The sequence below is a fragment of the Falsiroseomonas oryzae genome (assembly GCF_027856955.1).
GTDB classification, from domain to species: domain Bacteria; phylum Pseudomonadota; class Alphaproteobacteria; order Acetobacterales; family Acetobacteraceae; genus Falsiroseomonas; species Falsiroseomonas oryzae.
Window position 1 is genome coordinate 1 of the sequence record NZ_JAPSMD010000620.1, and the last position, 2,477, is coordinate 2,477.

The following is a 2,477-nucleotide window of genomic DNA, read 5'->3' on the forward strand; positions in this document are numbered from 1 at the left end:
CGCATCGGCACGGCCAGCGGCTGCGCATCGGCCTCGGCCACCAGGGCCTCGGTCAGCGCGGCGGCCGCGCCGGCGCCGACGAGGCCCCGAAGCGCCGCGCGGCGCGAGAGGCGGGCGGCGATCATCTTGCCGATCGGGCGGCCCGGCGCAGGGTTGCTGCCGATATCCTCGAGTTCGGGCGGATCGTCGGAGCGGTCATCCGGTCGCATGGGGGCGCTTCCTCGTCGTTGTCATCGAAGTGTCACGATGCAACGACGGGGTGCGCCCGGCCGTCAACCGGACAACCGCGCGGGAGGGTTACCCCGGCCTCAGCTGCCGATCTCGCCGCCGTCGCGCTTGACGATGGCAATCACGGACGGCCGCGGCGGCACGCCCTCGGCGAAGTCGGGCCAGCGCGTCGAAGGCCGCTCGAAGGTCGAGCCCGCGTCGTCGCCGGGATGCTGGATCGCCAGGAACAGCGTGCGGCCATCTGGCGTGAAGCAGGGTCCGCAGACCTCCGCCCCGGTCGGCGCGCGGTAGAACTGCCGCGTCAGCGCGCGGCCGGCGCCCTGCGTGTCGGTCGCCCAGATGCCGTCCGCAACGCCCGCCGCGCTCGGCATCCCGTCGGTCGAGATCCAGAGGCGGCCCTTGCTGTCGAAGGCGCAGTTGTCCGGGCAGGAAAGCCAGCCATGCTCGCTGGTGGCGCGGTGGTAGCGCGCGCCGACGTCGGTGCCGGGCTTCCCCGCCATCAGGAAGATCGCCCAGCGGCCTTCGGTGGCGGCGTGGTCCACGCGGTCCGTCCCGGCGCCCGGCGGGATGATCTCCACGACATGGCCATGCGTGTTGGCGGCGCGCGGATTGGCACGGTTGACCTGCTGCGCCGTGCGTCGGTCGTTGTTGGTCAGCATGACATAGACGCGGCCGGTGGCCGGGTTGGCCTCCACATCCTCCGGCCGGTCCATCGGCGTGGCCTGCAGCAGGTCGGCGGCACGGCGCGTGTTGATAAGCACCTCGGCCTGGTTGGCGAAGCCGTTGGCGGCGGTCAGCGGGCCCTGGCCATGCACCAGCGGCAGCCACTCCACGCGGCCGTCGTCGTGGAAGCGGGCGACGAACAGCGTGCCCTCGTCCAGCAGGTCGCGATTCGCGGCGCGGTCGTTCGGGTTCCAGGGCCGCGCGGTGACGAACTTGTAGACGTAGTCGAAACGCTCGTCGTCGCCCTGGTAGAACACCACGCGCCCGTCATGGCTGATGGCGTGCGTCGCGCCCTCGTGCTTGAAGCGGCCCATCGCCGTGCGCTTCACCGGCACGCTGTTCGGGTCGTAGGGATCGAATTCGACGTTCCAGCCGAAGCGGTTGGGCTCGTTCGGATGCCTGTCGAGGTCGAAGCGTTCGATGAAGCGGGACCAGCCATAGGTGCCCTGCTGCGCGATGCCGTAGCGGCGATAGGCTTCGGCCTGCGCGCCGGTCTGCGCGGCGGCGCCGGAGAAATACTGGTTGAAGTTCTCCTCCGACGTGATGACGGTGCCCCAGGGCGTGTTGCCGCCGGCGCAGTTGTTCAGCGTGCCGAGGCAGCGCGTGCCGGTCGGGTCGCCCGCGGTCTTCAGCAGGTCATGGCCGGCGGCCGGGCCGCTGATCCGCATCTCCGTCTCGCCGGTGATGCGGCGGTTGTAGCGGCTGTTCGGCACGTAGGACCAACGCCCGTCCTGCCGGCGCACCTCCACCACGGAGACGCCATGCGCCAGCAGCTCGATGCGCGACTGGTCGGCGGTGGCCCGCATGCGTCCGGCACGGCCGGCGCCGATCCCCGCGAACATCAGTTGCGTGTCGGTGTATTCGTGGTTCACCACCAGCAGCCCGTGGTCGGAGCCGTTGGCGCCGAGCGGCAGCGGGCGGAAATCCAGGAAGTCGCAGTTGTAGCCGAACTGCGCGGCCTGCGCGGCCGGCGTCTGCGCGGCCGGGTCGAAGGACGGCGCCTCGCCGATCACCGGATCGCCCCAGCGGATCACCGTCTGGATCTCGTAGCCCGGCGCGACGGCGTCGCGCTGCGCCATGCCGTGCGGGATCTCCTGGAAGGTCAGGGTGGAGGGGCCGCCTGCCATCGGCACGACGCCCTGCGCCAGGGCAGGTTCGGCGGCGGCGAGCAGCTGGTCGGTCAGCGTCGCCGCGGCGGCCGCGCCACCCAGGCCGAGCAGCGCGGCGCGGCGCGACAGGCGGCGCTCGACGATCTCGCCGATCGTCTCGCGCGGGACGGGGTTGCTGCCGATGTCCTCGATCTCGAGGGGCGTCTGGTCCGGCGGAAGCGTGTCGGGCACGGGGCCTCTCCCTTGATGGGCCATGCGCGGCGGCGCGTGGCGGCGCCGGACGCATAGACAAGGGCGAGGAAACGCCGATGGCAGCGGCGTTACCGATCGATGACGTTCAGGCGGCGCGCGCGGCGACGGCGCCGCGCCGTCAGGGCGCGGTGGCGCCCGGCGGCGGGGCGTGCACCGTCACGGGCG

Annotated in this window: 2 protein-coding genes; both read right to left on the bottom strand. The window is 72.3% G+C overall.

All coding sequences use genetic code 11. From position 1 onward, the window contains the following. Positions 1 to 209 (bottom strand): hypothetical protein (locus OZN99_RS29725; protein ID WP_270938823.1); only part of this gene is annotated, 209 nt, incomplete at its 3' end. Positions 210 to 308: 99 nt separating this feature from the next. Further along, the gene (locus tag OZN99_RS29730; RefSeq protein ID WP_270938824.1) at positions 309 to 2,291 is read right to left on the bottom strand and encodes a PhoX family protein; all 1,983 of its coding nucleotides are present in this window, start codon (positions 2,289 to 2,291) and stop codon (positions 309 to 311) included. Between the last annotated feature and the right edge of the window lie 186 nt (positions 2,292 to 2,477).